This window comes from bacterium SCSIO 12643, from assembly GCA_024398135.1.
Lineage (GTDB): Bacteria > Bacteroidota > Bacteroidia > Flavobacteriales_G > Salibacteraceae > CAJXZP01.
On record CP073750.1, the window covers coordinates 2,270,000 to 2,286,371 of the forward strand.

Here is a 16,372-nt window from a genome sequence, read left to right on the forward strand (position 1 = left end):
CTGGTGTGATGTTTAATATAACGTTATATTTGGTGCCTAAATATTAAAATAATAAAAAATGAGAAAAAATATTTACCTAGCGGGACTAATGCTATTTGCTACTAGTGGGTTTGCGCAAGTTAATATCCAATCTGAGTCCTTGGATATGAAAGGTGATGTTATGACTACCAATTCGCAAAGGTCGAGTAGGGTAACTAATTACACTGACACTATCTGGTTTAATAGCTTTGAAAATGCATCTGAATGGAATATAAATGGTGGTGGTGCTGCTAATGGATGGCAAATCTCTAGTAACACTCCAACTTGGTTTTTCCAAAATACAAGTATTAACTCTACTACTGGTGGACAATATGGAGTTTTAGTACCAGACAATCCTAATTCACCTGTATTGAATGCAAGTACTTTATCTGCAGCTTCTGCAATTGATATTAGTGGTTACTCAAACCAAAACTTGGTTTTAACATATGAGAAATATGGTGCTCGTTTCTACGATACATTATATGTAGAAGTAAGTAACGATAACGTTTCTTGGACAACTTTAGATGATAACGTGGATTTCCCATTGAACTCTACAAATACATCTTACATTTTACCAAACCCATCTTCTAGAGATATGTTTATCCCTGTGAATATGGTGAACCAGGATTCTCTTTACGTGAGATTCAGATGGGGCGCAACTCGTTCAGGTGTTGAAGGTATCGGATATGGATGGTTTGTTGACGATGTAATGTTATTAGATGTTTTAGATAATGATTTAGTTGTTGATCAAACAGCATTCTTTGATGATGTACGTTTACTTTATTCTTGGTATTATGGAATGATGCCAGAAAGACAAGCGGCTGCAGATTCTATTACTTTCTCTGCTACTTATTTTAACAGAGGTAAAAACGATGCTACAAATTCTGGATTAGATTTAGTTGTTTCTGGACAAGATAATACGACTATGTCTTCTGCTAAAGTAACTGCAACTGCTGGTGTTTTAGCTGATACTGCTAGAACAACTGTAAATTATTCTTTAACTAATGGTACTGGTACTTATACTTTCACTTGGAACATTGTTTCTGATTCAACTGATGAGAACCCAGGTAACAACACTAACGCTATTGACTTAGTTGTTTCTGATAACGTTTATTCAATGGCTCCACTACCAGTTAGTTCAGCTAACACTACTGGTAAAGGTGGTACTGCAACTGCAGCGTATACACTTTCTCAAGATTATTTCTTCAACGCAACTGATACTATTTACGGTGTTGGTGTTGCTTTTGATACAGAATGGAGCCGTAATGGAGCTGTATTCCAATTATCAATTTTAGATAACAATGATGTAGCTGTTGTAACTTCAGATTTCTATACTTCTGACGCTACTATGATTACTGATGATATGATTTATTTCCCAGTTCCAGAAACTGAGGTTGTAAGAGGTGGATATAGCGCTAGAATCGAGACTTTCTCAGCTGATTCATTATATGTTGTAGATTGTCAAGATCCATTATCTCCTATTGAGCCTGCTCCAAGTGGAGGTTTCTTCTCAAGAACAACTTTATCTTACGGTGGAAGTAACTTCATTTCTGATATGGCTTACTTGACTATTAAAACTAATGCTAACATTACTTGTAACACAAATACTCAAGTAAATGGTAACGTTGATGATGCTGGTGAGGTAGGTGCTGTAACTTTGACTTCTGTTATCGGTCTTGAAGGTCCTATTTATACTTATTCTTGGTCTGGTCCTAACGGATTTACTGCAACTACTCGTGATCTTTCAGGTTTAACTGATCAAGGTGACTATACAGTAACTATTACTGATGTTGAGCGTTGTACTACTGTTGAAACTTTCACTGTAGCTGGAAAAGTAGCTGTAGAAGAAGTTGAAATCAGCGGAAACGTTTCTATGTATCCAAATCCAAACAGCGGAAACTTCCAATTAAACTTAGAAGGTGTAACTGCTGGTGAGTACAATATCGTTGTAAGAAACGTAGTTGGACAAACTGTTTACCAAAACCAAATTGGTGTGAACGGAAATTATACTGGTGAAGTTGCTATTTCTGGAATCAATTCTGGTGTTTACTTCTTAGAGTTATCTAACGATAACAATGAGAGATCTGTAATCAGATTTGTTGTAGAATAATAGAATATTCGATAAAAAATAGAAAAAGCCAGTTCGAAAGAACTGGCTTTTTTGTTTTAAAAATTATGATAGAAAAAATCTAAAAGTCTTTGAAATAATTATTTGGACTGAGCCTTATCTCTAATGGTCTTCATGAAGTTAGAAGCATAGATAAAGTCCGTAAGTTCTTTGTTTTGGGTTTCAAGTATATCTTCTTTGGACCCTGACCACCATTTTTGACCTTGATGTAAGAACATAATATGATCTCCAATTTCCAGGACTGAATTCATATCATGGGTAATTACAATAGTGGTGATGTTATATTCGTAAGTAATCTCACTAATTAACTGGTCAATAAGAATTGACGTTTGTGGATCAAGTCCCGAATTAGGTTCGTCACAAAAAAGATATTTAGGATTCATAGAAATAGCACGAGCAATTCCCACTCTTTTTTTCATTCCACCGGATAACTCATCAGGATAAAGATCTTTCACTCCATGAAGGTTTACTCTATCCAGACAAAAATCTACACGGTCATTCATTTCTTTCTGCGTTTGATTCGAAAATACCCGAAGTGAAAACTTTACATTCTCTTCAACAGTCATTGAATCAAATAACGCACCTCCCTGAAATAAAAAGCCAATGTTTTGTCTCAATTTGGCTTTCTTTTTTCTACCCATATCCCAGAAGCTGTTTCCATCATATTCAACAACACCAGAATCTGGTTTTTGAAGTCCTACAATACATTTGGTGATCGTTGTTTTTCCAGAACCACTAGCTCCAATGATCAGATTGTTCTTTCCTTTTTCAAAAGTGAAACTGATATCGGATAATACTGTTCGATCTCCAAAGTTTTTTATTACATTTTTAACTTCTATCATAACAGTAATAACTGAGTTAAAACAAAGTTTACAATAAGAATGACGATACTACTCTGAACTACCGCAACCGTACTTGCTCTGGCCACTTCAACGGAACCTCCTTTGACATGATATCCAAAGTAAGCTGGAACAGAAGTAATGATAAATCCAAATACTACCGACTTGATCATGCTATACGCATAATCGAATGGTTCAAAATCATATTGAATTCCATATTCATAATCATATGGAGTAATGGCACCAGTACCCACTCCGGCAATAAACCCTCCTGCAATACATAGAAAAATACTTAGCGTAATTAGAATTGGATTTAGAAGTACAAGAGCGATAATTTTAGGTTGAACCAAAAAACTAGCCGAATTAATCCCCATGATTTCAATCGCATCAATTTGTTCTGTAACACGCATTGTACCCAACTGAGAGGATATACTTGATCCGATTTTACCAACCAGGATTAACGCCACAATTGTGGGAGAAAATTCCAATATCACAGATTCTCTTACGGCAAAACCTACAGTATATAAAGGTATAATTCCTCCCCCCGTGTTAGAAGCGGTTTGAATGGTAATAACTGCCCCCATGAAAAATGAAATAATAGCTACAATGGGAAGAGAGCTCACCCCAAGGTTAATCATTTCGTTGAGAATATTTTGGCGATACATTTTCCATTTTTCAGGCTTTGAGAAAACCTTATTCATGAAAAGGGTGTATTCACCCATCAGATGAAGAAATTTCATTTAATCTTAAATGATTTATTTACTAATAAAAATAAATTTTATTGTGACGAAAGTAAAACACAGATTAGATTTTTACGTAATGTGGAAAGGTTATTTGTATTGTGTATGCGAATATTGACTTTTTTTAGCAAATTTGAATTTGAATAAGAAGCGGATGAGAAAAGTACTAGTATTGGGGTTGTTGCTTGTTTTTCTAGGAGGAGGAATAAGTAGTTGTGCAGCAAAGAAGAAATGTCATCCTCCATGTCCTACATGGCAAAAAAAGAAACCTAAGAGATAAATGGATAGGGATTCTTTTTTGTATAATCTAAGTAAGCATATCCCTGAAGGTGCTCAATTGATGATATGGGACTTAATTAAGGATTATAATTTTGTTCTAACTATAACTCGTGATAGGGTAACCAAGAATGGTGATTATAGAATTCCGATGCGTTTAAATGAACCGCATAAGATTAGTGTAAATGGTACGCTAAATCCATATGCGTTTTTATTGACCTTATTGCATGAGATTGCGCATATGATTGCGTTTGAGAAGTACGGTAAGCGCATTAAACCACATGGAATTCAGTGGAAAAAAACTTTTTCTGGAATTGCGAAACCTTTTTTAATAAAAAAAGTTTGGCCTGAGGACGTTACTCAAATCCTTCTGGATTATTTTCGCAATCCTAAAGCAAGTAGCGCTGGACATCAACCGCTAGCTCGTGTTCTTCGAAAATATGACCCTCAAGATGATACGTACTTAGAAGATATCCCAGAAGGCTCTATATTTTCTATAAAAAGTCAGAGAGGAAGATGGTTCTTAAAAGGAAACCAAAGAAGAACCAGGTTTTTATGTAGAGAAATAGATAGTGGCAGGGAATATACGATTCACGGAATGGCTAAAGTATTGGTAAAACAATGAATAATAAAGACAAGTACCTTGTAATAATGGCTGGAGGGGTTGGAAGCAGATTCTGGCCCAAAAGTACAGAGCGTAACCCTAAACAGTTTTTGGATGTATTAGGTATAGGAAAAACGTTAATCCAGTTAACTTTTGAAAGATTTAGTTCAATTGTTCCTGCTGAAAATGTTCTGGTCGTAACAAATGAACAATATGTGAACTTGGTTTTAGAACAATTACCTCAGATAAAGGAAAGTAATGTTTTAGCTGAGCCATGTATGAGAAATACTGCGCCTTGTTTAGCATATGCGATCAAAAAAATTGAGCAAGAAAACGCTGAAGCAGTCATGATTGTTAGTCCTGCGGACCATTTGATTTCAAAGACAGATGTCTTCGAATCGGTTATAAATACTGGAGTTGAATATGTGGATCAACATAATAGAATTTTGACTATTGGTATTCAGCCAGATCGACCAAATACGGGATATGGATATATTGAATATGACACGAACAAAAAAAATAATGATCATATTCCGGTAGACGTGGTTCAATTTAAGGAAAAGCCGAATCTAGAGACCGCTAAAGAGTATATTGAAAGAGGAAACTTTAGTTGGAATTCCGGAATGTTTTTATGGAGTTTAAAAACAATCTTGAAGAGCTATAATAATAACGCCTCTGATGTAATAGACTTATTTGATACAAAAGGTGAGATAATTTATGGAACAGATAAAGAGAAAGAGTTTATCCTGTCTGTTTACTCAAATTGCCCATCTATTTCTGTGGACTATGCCATATTAGAACGAGCAGACAATGTGAGTGTAATTAATACGGATATTGGTTGGAGTGATATTGGAACCTGGGTTTCTTTGCAAGAACATATTCAGAAGAATTCAGAAGGAAACTTCGTTATTTCGGGTCAAACATTGATGGACAATTCTGAGGGAAATATTGTGAGTTTACCACATGGGCGGATTTTAGCAACGAAAGGTTTAAATGATTTTATCGTTGTGGAATCGGAAGGAGTATTAATGATTGTTTCAAAAGAATACGAACAGGATATAAAAGCTTTGCGATCGGAGGTCGGAGAAAAGTTTGGAAAAGAATTTATTTAGAAACAAAAAAGGGAGTCAACGACTCCCTTTTTTGTTTTATAGTAATTAGATTTAATTCATGCTTCCAGTCATTTCTTCAGGTTTTACCCATTCATCATACTGTTCAGCTGTTACATAACCCAAATTAATTGCTTCTTCTTTTAATGTTGTACCATTTTGGTGGGCAGTATTTGCAATCTCCGCAGCTTTATAGTACCCAATTTTGGTGTTTAATGCGGTGATCAACATTAATGAGTTGTTCAATAATTTTGTAATGTTTTTTGTGTTTGGTGTAATTCCTACAACAGCATTGTCTGTAAAAGAAACACAAGCATCACCAATTAATCTTGCACTTTCCAAAAAGTTTGCAGCTAACATTGGTTTGAATACGTTCAATTCGTAATGACCTTGAGTACCACCAATAGTTATTGCTACATCATTTCCCATAACCTGCGCACAAACCATAGTAATTGCTTCTGCCTGAGTTGGATTAACTTTTCCAGGCATAATTGATGATCCTGGCTCATTAGCTGGTAAGTTTAATTCTCCAATTCCCGATCTTGGCCCTGACGCTAACATTCTGATGTCATTCGCAATTTTATTCAACGAAACAGCAATTTGTTTTAATGCACCGTGTGATTCAACAATGGCATCATGGGCAGCTAATGCTTCGAATTTGTTTTCTGCAGTAACAAATGGAAGACCTGTAAAATCAGCAATTTTTTGAGCAACCAGAACATCGTACCCATTAGGTGTATTAAGTCCTGTTCCCACAGCAGTACCTCCCAAAGCCAATTCTGATAAATGAGCCATGGTATTTTTTAAAGCTTTTAAACCATGATCTAATTGAGAAACATAACCTGAGAATTCCTGACCTAATGTTAATGGGGTAGCATCCATAAGGTGGGTACGACCAATTTTAACTACATCTTTGAATTCTTCCGACTTTTGTTGAAGTGCATCTCTCAATTTCTCCACACCAGGAATCGTGGTTTCGACAACCATTTTGTATGCTGCAATATGCATTCCGGTAGGGAAAGTATCATTAGATGATTGAGATTTATTTACATCATCATTTGGTTGAATAGTTTTCTCTCCAACTCCAATTTGGTTTCCTGCAATTTCATGTGCACGATTTGCAATAACCTCATTCACATTCATATTACTTTGTGTTCCCGAACCGGTTTGCCAAATCACTAAAGGGAATTGGTCGTCATGTTTACCAGCGATAATTTCATCACAAACCTGAGAAATAAGATCACGTTTCTTTTCTTCTAATACACCTAGCTCACAGTTGGCATGTGCAGCAGCTTTTTTAAGATATGCGAAACCTTTAACAATTTCATTTGGCATACTTGCACTTGGACCGATTTTGAAATTATTACGAGAACGTTCAGTTTGGGCTCCCCAATATTTATCAGCAGGGACTTTAACCTCGCCCATGGTGTCTTTTTCGATACGGTAATCCATTTTATATTATTTTAATTTTTAAGTTATTCTGATTAAATGCAAAGGTAAAAAGCATGTAATAATCTACTTGAAAATCACATATGATTTTACTCATTATTCTGTTTTGGATTTTCAAATGAATGTCTACCTTTGGCGTCAAATAAAAACAGGAAACATGAAATTTTTAGGATTTGTAGTTACAATCATTATCGCTTCTTCGGCTTTTTTCACCTTATTAGCAATTAGTGTTGGTTCTATGACTTTGCTAAAGAAGTCAGAGGAAGAAGAGGAACACGTTTCCTTAGATTAATTTAGATAAGATTTAAAACATTTTCAGGTGGTCTTCCTAAGACCGCCTTTTTGTTTTTTATGACTATTGGTCTTTCGATCAATTTTGGATTTTCTACTAATATTTGAATCCATTCTTCATTTGAAAATTCTTTGCCTTTAAAGTTTTCCTTAAAGATTGCTTCTCCCTTACGAATAATTTCTTCAGCTTTCATATTAAGAGAAGATAAAACTTCTGATAATTCTTCTGTAGTTGGAGATTCTTTAAGATATTCAATAATATTAGGTTCTATTCCGTTATCTCTAAGTATTTGAAGCGTTTGACGGCTTTTGCTACATCGCGGATTGTGATATATTTTATACGACATTTTCTGTTTGTTTTAAGCAACCGAAAATAAGAAGTCGCGTTCATATAATAATTAAGAAAAAAGGTTTTCTTTGTAGATATTCGATGAAATTACAATGAGTAGATTATATACTTATTTAAAGATAAAAAACGTATACCTTGTTTTAATAATTCTAACCGGTTTACTTTCTGTAAATGAGGCGTTAGGACAAGATTGTTTTACTTTATATCCTGGAACAGGGGAGCCTTCTTTGGGGTTGGATAGAAAATTATGTTTGACTTCTCCTGGGTCGATCACTTTGGATGCGGCTTCTGCTACAGCAACAGGCTATACCTGGTCTACTTCTGCAAATACCAATAGTATTACAGTTACTGCTGGGGGAACTTATACCGTTACCGTAGCAAGTGGAGGAGTACCAAATGCTTGTATTTTAACTTATACAGTTACAGGGTATCCTAATCCCGTAATTAGTTTAGGAAATGATACTTCTTTTTGCCCTGGTGACTCTATGGTTATAAAAGCACCTTCTGGTTATAGTGGCTATACCTGGTCTAATGGGGTTTCAAGCGGTGCAGATTCGTCTATTGTGGTTTATGCACCAAACTCATACAGTGTGACAGTTACGGATACGAATCAGTGTTCAGGAATTGATACTGTAGTTGTGACGAATGATACCTTACCCACACCAAATCTGGGTGTTGGAGGATTTGCTTGTATTGGTGATACAATTACCATTGATGCCGGACCTAACTATTTCTCTTATTTATGGAATGGAGGTCAGGTAACACAAACTATTGATGCGGATACAGCGGGAATATATTCAGTTATAGTTACAGATAGTAATGGTTGTGTAGGATCCGGTCAATATCAATTCAGTAATTATCCAGATCCGGTAGTGAATATTGGAGCAGATGATTCTTTATGTGATGGAGGAGTGAAAATTTTAAATGCTGGAGGAGGTTTTGCTGCTTACTTATGGAGTGATGCAACCACCCAACAAACAGCTTCTTTTACGGTAACTTCTGATCCATGGGTGGAAGTAACAGATGGTAATGGTTGTAAAGGTAGAGATACGATGCACCTGGAGATTTTCCCATTGCCAATTGTAAACTTAGGTCCGGATGCTTCTTTCTGCATTAACGATACTCTGGTTTTAGATGCTGGGGCTGGTTTTGTGAGTTATTCATGGAATAATGGAAATCCTACACAGACGATATCGGTAACAAACCCGGGTACGTATTCTGTAACTGTTGAAGATTCTAATCAATGTTTTAATTCTGATACGAATGTTGTGACCCAAGATCCTTTACCAACGGTTAGTTTGGGTAATGATATTGAATATTGCCAGGGAACTACATTTACGCAATTACTTGATGCAGGTTCTGGATTTACTGCCTACCAGTGGATGGACGGTGTGTTTACTCAGATTAGAAGTGTGTCTGAGGTAAATGATACGGTTTGGGTTCGTGTAACCGATACAAATGGATGTTCTAATACCGATACATTGTATGTAATTGAAAATGCATTACCTGTTTTAAATTTAGGTCCGGATGATACAATATGTGCTTCACAGGCGTATAGTTTAAATGCCGGAAACCCAAATAATTCAATTGTTTCGTATTTGTGGTCCACCGGAGCAACAAATCAAACTTTAGCGATCGCTCCAAACCCAAATCAGGTTATGGATACAATAGTAGATTACTCTGTAACCATTACAGATAATAAAGGTTGTGTGAATCAGGATACAATGGAATTATATACTTATGCATTGCCAAAACCAGACTTAGGTAACGATACGGCATTCTGTACTGGTGATCCATTTTCGATGATCCTTGATCCGGGAACCTTTGTTTCATATCTATGGTCTACCGGAGCTACTACTCAAACTATTAATATTGGTGCGGTTGGAATGACTTATGTGGTTACTGTAACTGATGCGAATGGTTGTTCAAATGATGATAATATTATTATCACAGATAATCCATTACCAACACCAAGTTTAGGGCCAGATGATTCATACTGTCAGGGGAATGCGTATACGAATATTCTAAATCCGGGCATTTATGTTAGTTATTTATGGTCTGATAATTCAACAGGTCAGGTTCTTGGAGTGAGTTCTGCTGGAACTTATAGTGTAACGGTAACGGATGTTAACGGATGCGAGAATAATGATGATATTGTGATTACCGAAAACCCAACACCTGTGGTTGATTTAGGTCCTAATGTTGACTTTTGTGAAGATGCAGTAGTGAATCATATGTTAGATGCAACAACACAATTGCCTCCAGGTGGTGGATTTAATTTCTTGTGGAGTACTGGTGCGACCACCGGAACTATTGTAGCAACAAGTTTTGGATCTTATACTGTAACCGTTTCTGATCAGGTGACGAATTGCTTTAAAGAAAGTACGGTGAATATAGTTCCGATGCAAAAAGCACAACCGGATTTGGGAGCTGATGGTTTGGTTTGTGAAGGGCAGTTAATTAAACTAGATCCTGGGGTGACCATTCCTGGTTATAATTATACCTGGAGTACTGGAGCTACGACAGCAAGCATTAATGTATTTGAAACAGGTTTGTATTGGGTAAGGTTAGATGCTGCGAATGGAACTTGTATCGGTATTATGGATTCTGTATATTATTCACCTGGGGTATTGCCTGTTGTAGAATTAGGGCCTGATCAGTACGTATGTGAAGGTCAAAGAGTAAGATTATTAAATGGAAGTACACCATTCCCTGAATCAACTTACGAATGGCAGGATGGAACAAAGGGTATGAGTTATACCGTATTAACTACTGGCGAATATGAGGTGGAAGTTACCAATCAATGTGGTTCAGTAGTAGATCAGGTATATATCGAATTCCAGGATTGTTCAAATATTTATTTCCCGAATTCATTCACACCAAATGGAGATAATAGAAATGATACTTTTTATCCTAAAACAGATCAGGAGTTTTCTGAGTATGGCTTTTGGATTTATGACCGTTGGGGAGGTTTAGTCTTTAAAACCAATCAACCTAATTTCGGATGGGATGGAAAGATCAATGGAGAAGATGCTCAGGTGGGAGTATATGTGTGGAGAATTAGTTATGTTTCTTCTTTCCAGGAGTTTGGAGAAAGAGTGGAGAAAACGGGAGAGTTTTCTTTGATTAGATAAAAACTCCCTCTGCGATGCAGAAGGAGTTAAAGTCATCTTATTCCTCTTTTTGAATAGCTCCTTTACCAAACTTCATAAGATAATCTTTGATAAAGTCATCCAAATCACCATCAAGTACATTTTGGACATTGGAGCTTTCGAAATTAGTTCGAAGGTCTTTAATAAGCTTATAAGGATGTAGAACGTAGTTCCTGATCTGAGAACCCCATTCAATTTTCATTTTGTTACCTTCTACAAGGTCTTTTTCTTCCTGACGTTTACGCAACTCCATTTCATATAGTTTGGATTTAAGGAGTTTCATTGCGTTTTCTTTATTCTGAAGTTGAGATCTGCTTTCGGTATTTCGAATAATAATTCCGGAAGGCTTGTGTTCCAATCGGACCCCGGTTTCAACCTTGTTTACATTTTGCCCACCGGCACCACCAGAGCGGAAGGTTTCCCAATTGATGTCACTTGAATTGACTTCAATTTCAATAGAATCATCAATTACCGGATAGACAAATACAGAAGAAAAACTGGTATGCCTTCTCGCATTAGAATCAAAGGGAGAAATTCTAACCAATCTATGTACGCCATTTTCGCCTTTCAAATATCCATATGCGAAATCACCCTGAACTTCCAGGGAAACGGATTTAATTCCTGCTTCGTCCCCTTTTTGATAGTCTATTTCAAGTACTTTAAAACCTTTCTTTTCAGCCCACATTAAATACATTCTCATGAGCATTGAGGCCCAATCCTGACTCTCGGTTCCACCGGCACCTGGATTGATCTCTATAACCGCATTTAAAGTGTCTTCCTCTCCCGAAAGCATATTCTTAAACTCCAGTTCTTCTAAAGAAGTAATCAGATCGGTATGTTGTTGGTTAATATCACTTTCAACATCTTCTCCCATTTGAGAAAATTCAAATAAAACTTCTAAATCGTTGTATTGATTTTGAAGGTTGTTGAATGAATCTACCCAGAACTTTATTCGTTTAATTTCTTTTAGAATTTGTTCAGCTTTTTTAGGGTTATCCCAAAAATTAGGATCTTGAGTCTTTTTTTCTTCTTCGTTAATCCGAATTACTTTTTCGTCTACGTCAAAGATACCCCCTCAACGACACCAGTCGTTCCTGCAAACTTTTTAATTGATCTGCATTAATCATTTATAATTGTATTTAAGTTGTCCCATACTAATTCCGCTTCATATCCTTTACCTATTATGCTTTGAGCAGATTTGGCTTTTCGTTGATATGGTTGCAGACTTTTGTATTTTTCCATAGATTTTTCAATGAGTTTACCTAGAACCTTTTCGTATTCCTCATCCTCGATTTCAGTTAAACCAAGTTGAATACAGTTTTCTGAAACTTGTTTTTGACGGAGTGCCAGAACAATCTTTTTTCGTCCCCAGTGTTTGATGCGAAACTTGCCACGAACGAAGGCACGACTATATCTTTCTTCGTTTAAAAAACCTTCTTGAATGAGCTCATAAATAACCTGCTCACGTTCGTCAGAAGTCAGATTAAAAGAGCTTAGCTTTTGTTGTACCTCAGAATGACAACGCTCTTGATAAGCGCAATATTTCATTGCTTTATCAAGAGCTTGTGAAACTGTGTAAACTTGTTTTGACATGAAAAATGAGGTTTCAAACAAATCTAAGAAATGTTCAATTCTTCATTATCCGAATTCATTATTTTATACTGCATTAATGGATATGAAGTTCTTGGTAATACTTTAATCCATCGCTTGTACTTCATGAACCATTTAAACTGAAACTTCATTTTATTAGTCGTAAAATAAGCTTCAACAAATGGATGTGCTTTGATTGCAACGACTTTTTCATTGTCATTTTGAATCGCACGTTCTAATTTGTTTTCGATTTCATCAATAATCAGAATTGTAGCCTGAACTTCCATGCTCCCACCTTCCTTATTAGGAATAGTCTCGGTGGTTTTAATTTCCATTTCAGGTCTTACCCTTTGGCGTGTGATTTGAACTAAACCAAATTTACTTGGAGGTAATATGTAATGTTTAGAACGATCGTTAGCCATGGCTTCGGACATATGTTTGAAAAGCAGCTTTCGATTATCTGCTTTTACCATATCAATGAAATCCACAACAATAATTCCACCTAAATCTCTTAAGCGTAATTGTCTGGCAATTTCTTCTGCAGCTTCCAGATTAACACGTAAAGCGTTTTCTTCTTGAGAAACCTCTTTCTTGGCAGTATTCCCGCTATTGACATCAATAACGTGTAATGCTTCAGTATGTTCAATAATCAAGTACGCACCACTTTTCATAGTTACGTTTCTTCCAAAGGAAGACTTGATTGCTTTTTCGACACCGTAATAATCCATGATGTTTACTTTGGTGCCCTTATACTGCTTAAGAATATTAACTTTTTCAGGAGCAATAGTCTCTAGAAAGCTTTGAAGTTCTTTAAAATATTCTGCATCATCCACATAAATATTATTGAAAGAAGAATTCAAAAGATCGCGTAATAGAGAAGAAGTTTTATCCAACTCTCCTAAAACTCGTTGGGGTAATGTAGTCACTTTCTGAAGGGCGCCATGTGCACGGTCCCATTTTTCCAGAAGATTTTTTAAATCACGATCTAATTCTGCTACCTTTTTACCTTTAGCAACAGTTCTAACAATAACACCAAAGTTTTTTGGCTTAATGCTTTTAATTAGCCTTCTAAGTCTATCTTTCTCCTTCTTATCTCTAAGTTTTGAAGATACAGAAATTCGGTCTGTAAAAGGAACCAATACCAGATATCTACCGGCAAGGCTTAGCTCTAAAGAGAGTCTGGGACCTTTTGTTGAAATAGGTTCTTTTGCAATTTGAACCAATATTTCCTGGCCTTGTTTTAATACATCCTTAACGTTTCCGCCCTTATCAATATCGGGATCGAGCTTAAAGTCTGTTAAGCTTGAATTTGATGCTCCACCATTTCTGACTATACGAGTATATTTTTGAACATTAGCCGCTAATGGACCTAGATCAAAATAATGTAAAAAACCATCTTTCTCGTATCCTACATCAATAAATGCAGCATTGAGCCCTGGGACTAATTTTTTTAACCTGCCTATATACAGATCGCCCACAGCATACTCACTATCGTTTTTTTCCTGGTGTAGTTCAACAAGGCGCTTATCTTCAAGTAATGCAACTTTGACCTGGCCAGAAGTCACATTAATAATAAGCTCTTTGTTCACCTGTTCTTTATTTTGTATGGTTGATACCAGACAATAATGAAGTGATAGAAATACAAAATAATGCCACCTCTACTGAGGCAGCATTATCAAATAAATTTTAAGATGTTAGAAGAAAAAATTATTTCTTCTTTTTATGTCTGTTTTTTCTTAGACGTTTTTTACGCTTGTGCGTAGACATCTTATGTCTTTTTCTTTTCTTTCCGCAAGGCATACTTACTGAATTTTTGAAGTTGTTTATAAATTCTATCTCTTCAACTGTCGTGAAACAACCAAAGATTATTTGTTCGTTTTTTGTCTAAATATTAGACGTGTAAAGAAAATAAATTAAACGTTAACGTTGTCTTTTACTTTGTTTACAAATGTTTTAGCTGGTTTAAAAGCTGGAATATTGTGAGCAGGAATAATAATCGTAGTGTTTTTTGAAATATTTCTACCAGTTTTTTCAGCACGTTTTTTAACGATGAAACTTCCGAAACCTCTGAAATAAACGTTTTCTCCCTCACTTAAAGCGTCTTTTACCGCTTCCATATAAGCTTCTACAGTGGCTAACACCTGAGCTTTTTCAATACCTGTTTTATCTGAAACTTGTGATACTATATCTGCTTTAGTCATTTCTAAGTCTTTAAAAATTACTTATTTATCTTTTTAAGGGCGGCAAAGATACTCCTTTATTTTACTTACAAAAATGAAATTAAGTATATTTTAGCATATATGAATTTTTCTACAGTTTTATTGGATTGGTATGATCAGAATAAAAGGGATTTGCCCTGGCGACATACTGATAATCCGTATGTTATATGGATAGCAGAGGTGGTGTTTCAACAGACCAGAATTGATCAGGGATTAGGATATTTTAACAGAATTATAGAAAAATTTCCGTCCGTAAATGATTTGGCTGCGTGTCCGGAGGAAGAAATTTTGAAATTGTGGCAGGGATTGGGCTATTATTCCAGAGCAAGGAACCTCCATTTTTCTGCAAAGCTCATTACGAATGAATATAAAGGTGTGTTTCCGGATACTTATAAAGAGATTATAAAGTTAAAAGGTGTGGGGCCTTATATTGCTGCAGAGGTTGCGTCAGTGTGTTTTGGAGAAGTCGTTGCGGCAGTGGATGGTAATGTGCAAAGAGTCATCTCCAGATATTTTGGAGTTGAAGAGCCAGTTAATGTGCCGGTAGGAGCCAAGTCTATATCTGCTTTAGCAAATACCTACATAGATAAAGATAGACCTGGAGATTTTAATCAGGCTATGATGGATTTTGGAGCTATGATGTGTACGCCAAAAAATCCGCAATGTCATAGATGTATGTTTCAGGAAAGCTGTTTTGCTTTTAGGAATGAAAAGCAAGGAGAACTCCCTAAAAAGGAAAAGAAACTTAAAGTGAAGAATAGATATCTAAATTTCTTGATTCAATTAGAGGGTGATAAGGTTTTTATGGAGAAAAGAGGGTCGGGAGATATTTGGCAAGGGTTATATCAACCAATTTTGAAAGAAAGTAAACAGGTTGTAGATGCTATTGAACATTTAGAAGAAGGCATTAAAGGATATAAATTATATTCAGGAAGTAGAAAGTTGACACATCAGAATTTAAACCTGAATTTTTGGGTAGTTGAAGAGAGGAATAGTCAATGGAAAATGGAAGATTATGATTTAGTGACATTCGAAGAACTGAAAGATTTACCGGTACCGAAATCAATTGAACAGTTATTTTTACGTCAAGAATTTAAAAGCCTCTTTAGGGCAATTGAATAAATGATATTTTTGTAGGAAATATTTAAAGCTATGGCTGGATCTGTAAATAAGGTGATTTTAGTAGGGCATTTAGGAAATGACCCTGAAGTGCGTGCATTGGAAGGCGGTGTGAATTTGGCAAGAATTTCGGTTGCGACCACAGAAACGTATACAGATCGAAATACGGGAGACAAAGTGTCAAATACAGAATGGCATCGTGTAGTGATGTGGAGAGGATTAGCTACTGTAGCCGAAAAATATTTGCGAAAGGGCTCGTTAGTGTACATCGAAGGAAAATTAAGAACCCGATCGTGGGAAGACGAGAATAAACAAATGCGTTATACGACAGAGATTGTTGCTGATAATATGACCATGCTGGGCGGAAGAGGTGATCAACGTGGAGATATGGGAGTGGATAATATGCAACAACCTTCGTCACCAGGTAATACGGCTCCTTCTAAAGGTGTTGACTTGTCGGCAGACGATGATGATGATCTCCCATTTTAA

At 36.0% G+C, this 16,372-nt stretch carries 14 protein-coding genes; 6 read left to right on the forward strand and 8 right to left on the reverse strand.

What is annotated here, in order from left to right:
- The first annotated feature begins 58 nt into the window (after positions 1-58).
- Positions 59-2,128: a T9SS type A sorting domain-containing protein gene (locus KFE94_09615; GenBank protein UTW64939.1), complete on the forward strand. Its 2,070-nt coding sequence runs from the start codon at positions 59-61 to the stop codon at positions 2,126-2,128.
- 98 nt (positions 2,129-2,226) lie between these two features.
- On the opposite strand, the gene KFE94_09620 is transcribed toward KFE94_09615, so the two are convergent.
- Together KFE94_09620 and KFE94_09625 are read right to left on the reverse strand one after the other, a co-directional pair.
- Entirely contained in the window at positions 2,227-2,988 is a 762-nt protein-coding gene (locus tag KFE94_09620; protein ID UTW64940.1) for an ATP-binding cassette domain-containing protein, read from the reverse strand.
- Entirely contained in the window at positions 2,985-3,725 is a 741-nt protein-coding gene (locus KFE94_09625; GenBank protein ID UTW64941.1) for an ABC transporter permease, read from the reverse strand. Before KFE94_09625 ends, KFE94_09620 begins: the two co-directional genes overlap by 4 nt.
- Positions 3,726-4,005: 280 nt before the next feature.
- On the opposite strand from KFE94_09625, the gene KFE94_09630 reads away from it, so the two are divergent.
- Together KFE94_09630 and KFE94_09635 are read left to right on the forward strand one after the other, a co-directional pair.
- Complete coding sequence (locus KFE94_09630) at positions 4,006-4,626, forward strand: SprT-like domain-containing protein (protein UTW64942.1); 621 nt, start codon at positions 4,006-4,008, stop codon at positions 4,624-4,626.
- On the forward strand, positions 4,623-5,717 hold the full coding sequence (locus tag KFE94_09635; GenBank protein ID UTW64943.1) for a mannose-1-phosphate guanylyltransferase: 1,095 nt from the start codon (positions 4,623-4,625) through the stop codon (positions 5,715-5,717). The genes KFE94_09630 and KFE94_09635 overlap by 4 nt, the downstream gene beginning before the upstream one ends.
- Before the next feature lie 51 nt (positions 5,718-5,768).
- Here KFE94_09635 and fumC read toward each other — a convergent pair whose 3' ends face one another.
- Positions 5,769-7,166, reverse strand: a complete 1,398-nt coding sequence (gene fumC, locus KFE94_09640; GenBank protein UTW64944.1) for a class II fumarate hydratase — start codon at positions 7,164-7,166, stop codon at positions 5,769-5,771.
- 290 nt (positions 7,167-7,456) lie between these two features.
- On the reverse strand, positions 7,457-7,801 hold the full coding sequence (arsC, locus tag KFE94_09645; protein UTW64945.1) for an arsenate reductase (glutaredoxin): 345 nt from the start codon (positions 7,799-7,801) through the stop codon (positions 7,457-7,459).
- 94 nt (positions 7,802-7,895) lie between these two features.
- Here arsC and KFE94_09650 point away from each other — a divergent pair, with 94 nt between their 5' ends.
- On the forward strand, positions 7,896-10,937 hold the full coding sequence (locus KFE94_09650) for a gliding motility-associated C-terminal domain-containing protein (protein ID UTW64946.1): 3,042 nt from the start codon (positions 7,896-7,898) through the stop codon (positions 10,935-10,937).
- A gap of 37 nt (positions 10,938-10,974) precedes the next feature.
- On the opposite strand, the gene prfB is transcribed toward KFE94_09650, so the two are convergent.
- The 4 genes from prfB to KFE94_09670 all read right to left on the reverse strand — a co-directional run bounded on the left by prfB (position 10,975) and on the right by KFE94_09670 (position 14,746).
- A protein-coding gene (prfB, locus tag KFE94_09655) for a peptide chain release factor 2 (GenBank protein ID UTW64947.1) occupies positions 10,975-12,082 on the reverse strand; the annotation gives its coding sequence in 2 pieces (ribosomal slippage) (positions 10,975-12,018 and positions 12,020-12,082; 1,107 coding nt in all).
- Positions 12,075-12,548 carry a RecX family transcriptional regulator gene (locus tag KFE94_09660; protein ID UTW64948.1) on the reverse strand — a complete coding sequence of 158 codons (474 nt, stop codon included), beginning with the start codon at positions 12,546-12,548 and terminating at the stop codon, positions 12,075-12,077. Before KFE94_09660 ends, prfB begins: the two co-directional genes overlap by 8 nt.
- 23 nt (positions 12,549-12,571) lie before the next feature.
- A complete protein-coding gene (locus KFE94_09665; GenBank protein ID UTW64949.1) occupies positions 12,572-14,134 on the reverse strand; it encodes an Rne/Rng family ribonuclease in 1,563 nt (520 codons plus the stop codon).
- 324 nt (positions 14,135-14,458) lie between these two features.
- Complete coding sequence (locus tag KFE94_09670; protein UTW64950.1) at positions 14,459-14,746, reverse strand: integration host factor subunit beta; 288 nt, start codon at positions 14,744-14,746, stop codon at positions 14,459-14,461.
- A gap of 99 nt (positions 14,747-14,845) precedes the next feature.
- On the opposite strand from KFE94_09670, the gene mutY reads away from it, so the two are divergent.
- Positions 14,846-15,886, forward strand: coding sequence for an A/G-specific adenine glycosylase (gene mutY, locus KFE94_09675; GenBank protein UTW64951.1), 1,041 nt, complete (start codon positions 14,846-14,848; stop codon positions 15,884-15,886).
- Between the two features lie 30 nt (positions 15,887-15,916).
- Positions 15,917-16,372 carry a single-stranded DNA-binding protein gene (ssb, locus tag KFE94_09680; GenBank protein UTW64952.1) on the forward strand — a complete coding sequence of 152 codons (456 nt, stop codon included), beginning with the start codon at positions 15,917-15,919 and terminating at the stop codon, positions 16,370-16,372.

Coding starts and splice junctions, on each gene's coding strand:
- mutY (UTW64951.1), top strand. CDS start 14,846: ATGAATTTTTCTACAGTTTTATTGGATTGGTATGATCAGAATAAAAGG.
- KFE94_09660 (UTW64948.1), bottom strand. CDS start 12,548: ATGTCAAAACAAGTTTACACAGTTTCACAAGCTCTTGATAAAGCAATG.
- KFE94_09625 (UTW64941.1), bottom strand. CDS start 3,725: ATGAAATTTCTTCATCTGATGGGTGAATACACCCTTTTCATGAATAAG.
- KFE94_09670 (UTW64950.1), bottom strand. CDS start 14,746: ATGACTAAAGCAGATATAGTATCACAAGTTTCAGATAAAACAGGTATT.
- KFE94_09630 (UTW64942.1), top strand. CDS start 4,006: ATGGATAGGGATTCTTTTTTGTATAATCTAAGTAAGCATATCCCTGAA.
- KFE94_09635 (UTW64943.1), top strand. CDS start 4,623: ATGAATAATAAAGACAAGTACCTTGTAATAATGGCTGGAGGGGTTGGA.
- KFE94_09620 (UTW64940.1), bottom strand. CDS start 2,988: ATGATAGAAGTTAAAAATGTAATAAAAAACTTTGGAGATCGAACAGTA.
- fumC (UTW64944.1), bottom strand. CDS start 7,166: ATGGATTACCGTATCGAAAAAGACACCATGGGCGAGGTTAAAGTCCCT.
- KFE94_09615 (UTW64939.1), top strand. CDS start 59: ATGAGAAAAAATATTTACCTAGCGGGACTAATGCTATTTGCTACTAGT.
- ssb (UTW64952.1), top strand. CDS start 15,917: ATGGCTGGATCTGTAAATAAGGTGATTTTAGTAGGGCATTTAGGAAAT.
- KFE94_09650 (UTW64946.1), top strand. CDS start 7,896: ATGAGTAGATTATATACTTATTTAAAGATAAAAAACGTATACCTTGTT.
- arsC (UTW64945.1), bottom strand. CDS start 7,801: ATGTCGTATAAAATATATCACAATCCGCGATGTAGCAAAAGCCGTCAA.